Annotated in this window: 3 protein-coding genes; 1 reads left to right on the top strand and 2 read right to left on the bottom strand. The window is 64.4% G+C overall.

Going from position 1 to position 5,051, the window contains the following annotated elements; translation table 11 throughout:
* Positions 1-60: 60 nt before the first annotated feature.
* Positions 61-1,167, bottom strand: coding sequence for a hypothetical protein (locus AX729_RS06050; protein WP_061021099.1), 1,107 nt, complete (start codon positions 1,165-1,167; stop codon positions 61-63).
* Complete coding sequence (locus tag AX729_RS06045) at positions 1,167-2,603, bottom strand: MBOAT family O-acyltransferase (protein ID WP_061021098.1); 1,437 nt, start codon at positions 2,601-2,603, stop codon at positions 1,167-1,169. The genes AX729_RS06050 and AX729_RS06045 overlap by 1 nt, the downstream gene beginning before the upstream one ends.
* A 198-nt stretch (positions 2,604-2,801) precedes the next feature.
* On the opposite strand from AX729_RS06045, the gene AX729_RS06040 reads away from it, so the two are divergent.
* Positions 2,802-4,910 (top strand): S9 family peptidase, encoded by a 2,109-nt coding sequence (locus AX729_RS06040; protein WP_061021096.1) that lies wholly within the window; start codon positions 2,802-2,804, stop codon positions 4,908-4,910.
* Positions 4,911-5,051 lie beyond the last annotated feature (141 nt).

Here is a 5,051-nt window from a genome sequence, read left to right as displayed (position 1 = left end):
CCTCACCCGTCTCGCCGCTACGCGGCGAGCCACCCTCTCCCACAAGGGGAGAGGGCAAGATCAGCGCTCGACGCGATACGCCTCGACCTGCGACTTCAATTCCTCCAGCGGCTTCAGCGGCGCTTTCGGATCCACCCGATATTCTCCACTCGCCAGCCACTTCAGCACCATCGCGTCGACCACCGGCGAATGGTGGATGACGTCGCTGTAATTGTTCAGATCGTGCGTCACCGCCTTGATCGCGCGGAAATCGTGCAAGCGCACGTTCGGAAGCTGCGTCAGGCGCCGCGCGACATGCGCGGTGAGATCGGTGACGATCTTCAGCGTCCCGGGCGAGGCATCGCGCATGGCGACGAACTGCAGGATCGAATAGGGCGGGAAGTAGACGTCGAAGGTCACGTCGGGGTGGCGCGCGATCAGGCCGACGGCATCGCGCTCGAAGTGCCGGACCATCGCGTCGTAGTGATAGCCCTCGGCGAGGAAGCGGCTGCGCACGGGATCGGTGATGTGGGCGAAGGCCGCGAGCGTCCTCGTTGCGTTGTAGCCGCGCGCGACATCGAAATCCCGCGGCAGCGCATAGATGTCATCGACGTCTGACAGCGCGAACTTGACCGGGAGAAACGGCGTCGCCCGGGTCAGCGGCTCCCCCAGCGGCGGGACCGACCGCAACAGCGCGAACAGGGATTCCTTCGCCATTGCCGCGCTGAACAAATAGGACGCGATGCCCTTGGCCGTTCCGCGATAAAGGTCGACGGAGAGATAGGGATCGGTCTCGATGTCGGCGGCATCGACGAAGATGAAGTCGTCCATTTCCCAGATCACCCGCCTTGCGCCACGGTCGAGCGCCTGCGCCAGCACGAAGGCCTGCTGGCGCGAATTGGAGCCGGTCATCGCCAGCTTGAGCGAATGCACGCGAAGCGCGCGGTCGATGTCGTTCTGGCGGAAATGGATCGCCAGCGAGGTGCCCATGAACACGGTGTCGAACGACTGGCTGCGGATCAGCCCGGCATTCTGCACGCGCGTGTCCTCGGAATAGAAGGCCGCGACGAGGCGCGAGGGACGGAACAATTGCAGGGGATCGACCACGAAGGTGAGCAGGGCCGCGCCCAGTACGCAAGCGATGCTCGCAAGCAGAAGACGCCATAAACTGGTGAACGTGGCCCGCATCAGAACCGGAAATAGATGAATTCGCTGTGGCTCTGGATGCCCAGAATGCCGAATGCGAGCACCAGCGATGCGCCATAGAGGAACAGCGGCCGCATGCGCCCTGCCCGCAAGTCCTCGCCGACCCGGCGGTTGGCGTGATCATATCCGATGATGCCTTGCGTGTTCGGCGTCAGCCAGACCAGCGCCGCATAGATCGAGACCAGCACCAGCGCCGCAATCTCCTCGCGGCCAAGGACGATATTCGAGGGATCGGCCATGGCGTGGAGCACCCGCAGCGCCCACGCGACGCTCTCGGCGCGGAAGAACACCCAGGCGATGACGACGGCGAGGAACGTCAGCACGGCGCCGGCGATGCGGACTGGGCGCCTGGCAATCGCGGGGACGTTCGGCACCAGCGCGTTGAAGGCGTGGTTGACACAGAGATAGGCGCCGTGCAGCGCGCCCCACACCACGAACGTCCAGGCCGCGCCGTGCCAGAGCCCGCCGAGCAGCATCGTGATCATCAGGTTGACGTAGCGCAGCACGCGGCCGCGGCGATTGCCGCCGAGAGGGATGTAGAGATAGTCGCGCAGGAATTGCGACAGCGTCATGTGCCAGCGGCGCCAGAACTCGACGATGCTCGCCGCCTTGTAGGGCGAGTTGAAGTTGACCGGCAGGAAGATGCCGAACATCAGCGATATGCCGATCGCCATGTCGGAATATCCGGAGAAGTCGAAATAGAGCTGGAACGTGTAGGCGAGCGCACCACACCAGGCCTGGTCGAAGCTCGGCGAGCGCGCCTCGAAGGCGAGCGCGACCAGCGGCTGGATGCCGTCGGCAAGGCAGGTCTTCTTGAACAGGCCGATGGCGAAGATGATCACACCACACAGCATGAGATGCGGGTCCGGGCGCTTCGCTTCCGCGCGCTCGAATTGCGGGATCATGTCCTTGTGGTGGAGGATGGGCCCCGCGATCAGGTGCGGAAAGTAGGTCACGAACAGCGCGTAGTGCGGCAACGCGTAGGCCGCGACCTGGCCGCGATAGGCATCGACCAGGAACGCGATCTGGGTGAAGGTGTAGAAGGAGACGCCGACCGGAAGCAGGATGTGAACCGCAAGATGCGTACCAGCCAGCGCGTTGACGTTCTCGGCGACGAAGCCGGCATATTTGAAGATGCCGAGCACGAGGAGATCGCCGACGACACCGAGAGCGAGCGCCGCCTTTCGTTGCGACGGAGCAAGCTCCGCCACGATGAGGAGATGGCCGACGCCGTAGTTGAAGACGATCGAGATCAACAGCAGGGGCAGGAATTGCCAGCTGCCAATGGCGTAGAAGGCGAGCGAGGCCAGTGCCAGCCAGATCACCGGGATCAGATTGCTGCGCTGGCCGAGCCAGAAATAGCCAGCCAGCACAACCGGCAGGAACAGCAGGATGAATGGATAGGAATTGAACAGCATCTGGCTGGACCGGCGGCGGGGATATCGTCCCTAAAGCATACAAGGGCCCGGTCAACAACCCGGCAGGCTCGGCGCAGCGCGCTGGCAATTCGCGGAATCGGGACGATATAAGGGAACGCAGCGAGTTGCCCTCTTCCCCCTCTCCCCGCTTGCGGGAAGAGACGAAGAGCAGCGACGCCGGACACAAACGAGGACCGAGTGACACAAGCCAAGACGCCTTCCCAGCCGCCCGTCGCCCCGCGCCGGCCGCATTCCTTCACGCGGCACGGCATCACCGTGACCGACGACTATGCCTGGCTGAAGGACGAGAAATGGCAGGAGGTGCTGCGTGACCCTGCGGTGCTCGACCCCGACATCCGCAAATATCTCGACGAGGAGAACGTCTACACCGACAGCCTGCTCGGCCACACAGCCAGCCTGCAGAAGACGCTGGTGCGCGAGATGCGCGGACGGATCAAGGAGGACGATTCCAGCGTGCCGTCTCCCGACGGCCCCTTCGCCTATTTCCGCAGGTTTCGCGAGGGCGGGCAGCACGAACTGTTCGGCCGCATGCCGCGCGAGGGCGGCGAGGGCCAGATCGTGCTCGACGGCGACGCGCTCGCAAAGAACCACAAATATTTCAAGTTCGGCGGCAGCCGGCACTCCCACGATCACAAGCTGCAGGCCTGGAGCGCCGACACCAAGGGCTCGGAGTATTTTTCCATCCGCGTCCGCGACTGGACGACCGGGACGGATCTCGACGACGTCGTCGAGGAGACCGACGGCGGCGTGGTCTGGGCCTCGGACTGCAAGAGCTTCTTCTATGTGAAGCTCGACGACAACCACCGGCCGATGCAGGTGTGGCGTCACAGGCTCGGCACCAAGCAGGCCGACGACACGCTGGTCTATGAAGAGCAGGATGCCGGCTGGTTCACCCATCTGCACGAGAGCACCAGCGGCCGCTTCTGCGTGATCGCGGGCGGCGACCACGAGACGAGCGAGCAGCGGCTGATCGATCTCGCCAACCCCGAGGCGCCGCCGCGCCTGGTCGCGGCGCGCGAGGAAGGCGTGCAATATTCGCTCGCCGATCGCGGCGACGAGCTGTTCATCCTCACCAATGCCGATGACGCCATCGACTTCAAGATCGTCACCGCGCCGCTCGGCTCGCCCGAGCGCAAGAACTGGCGCGACCTGATCCCATACCGGCCGGGCATCTACATCATCGATATCGATCTCTATGCCGGCCATCTGGTGCGGCTGGAGCGCGCCAATGCGCTGCCGTCGATCGTGATCCGCGATCTCGCCTCGAACGAGGAGCATGCCATTGCCTTCGACGAGGCCGCCTATTCGCTCGACACGATGGGCTCCTACGAATTCGAGACGACGAATCTGCGCTTTGCCTATTCGTCGATGACGACGCCCTCGGAAGTCTACGACTATGACATGGCCAAGCGCACGCGCACCCTGCGCAAGCGCCAGGAGATTCCCTCCGGCCACGACGCCGCCAATTACGTCACCACGCGCATCATGGCCAAGGCGCATGACGGCGCCGAGGTGCCGGTCTCGATCCTGCATCGTCGCGGATTGAAGCTGGACGGCGCGGCCCCCCTCCTGCTCTACGGTTACGGCTCCTACGGCATGGCGATGCCGGCCTCCTTCAACGCCAACCGCCTGTCGCTGGTCGATCGCGGCTTCGTCTATGCCATCGCCCATATCCGCGGCGGCGCCGACAAGGGCTGGGGCTGGTATCTCGACGGCAAGCGCGAGAAGAAGACGAACTCGTTCGACGATTTCGCCGCCAGCGCACGCGCTTTGATCGATGCGAAGTACACCAGCGCCAAGCGCATCATTGGCCATGGCGGCTCGGCCGGCGGCATGCTGATGGGCGCGGTCGCCAATCGCGCCGGCGACCTGTTCGCCGGCATCGTCGCCGAAGTGCCGTTCGTCGACGTGCTCAACACCATGCTCGACGACACCCTGCCGCTGACGCCGCCGGAATGGCCGGAATGGGGCAATCCGATCGAGAGCGAGAAGGATTTCCGCACCATTCTGTCCTACTCGCCTTACGACAATGTCGCGGCAAAGGACTATCCCGCGATCCTCGCGATGGGCGGGCTGACCGACCCGCGCGTCACCTATTGGGAGCCCGCCAAATGGATCGCTCGCCTGCGCGCCACCATGACCGGCGGCGGCCCGGTCCTGCTCCGCACCAACATGGGCGCCGGCCACGGCGGTGCGTCAGGGCGATTCGACCGTCTCGATGAAATCGCGATCGTGTATGCGTTCGCGCTGTCGGCGGCAGGGATGGCGGACAAGGTGGAAGCCTGACATCCTCCCTCTCCCCATTCTTACGGGAGGCATCGCATATGGCGCGCACGCTGTGGCGGCAACGGCAGTGAGCTCCCTCCCCCGCGTGCGGGCAGGGCTATCGCATATGAGAGCTTTTCCCTGCGGCCATCCTTCGAGACG

This window comes from Bradyrhizobium sp. CCH5-F6 (assembly GCF_001556045.1).
In the GTDB taxonomy this organism is placed as follows: domain Bacteria; phylum Pseudomonadota; class Alphaproteobacteria; order Rhizobiales; family Xanthobacteraceae; genus Bradyrhizobium.
Note: the sequence above shows the minus strand (reverse complement) of the source record. Positions and strands in the feature narration are given on the sequence as shown.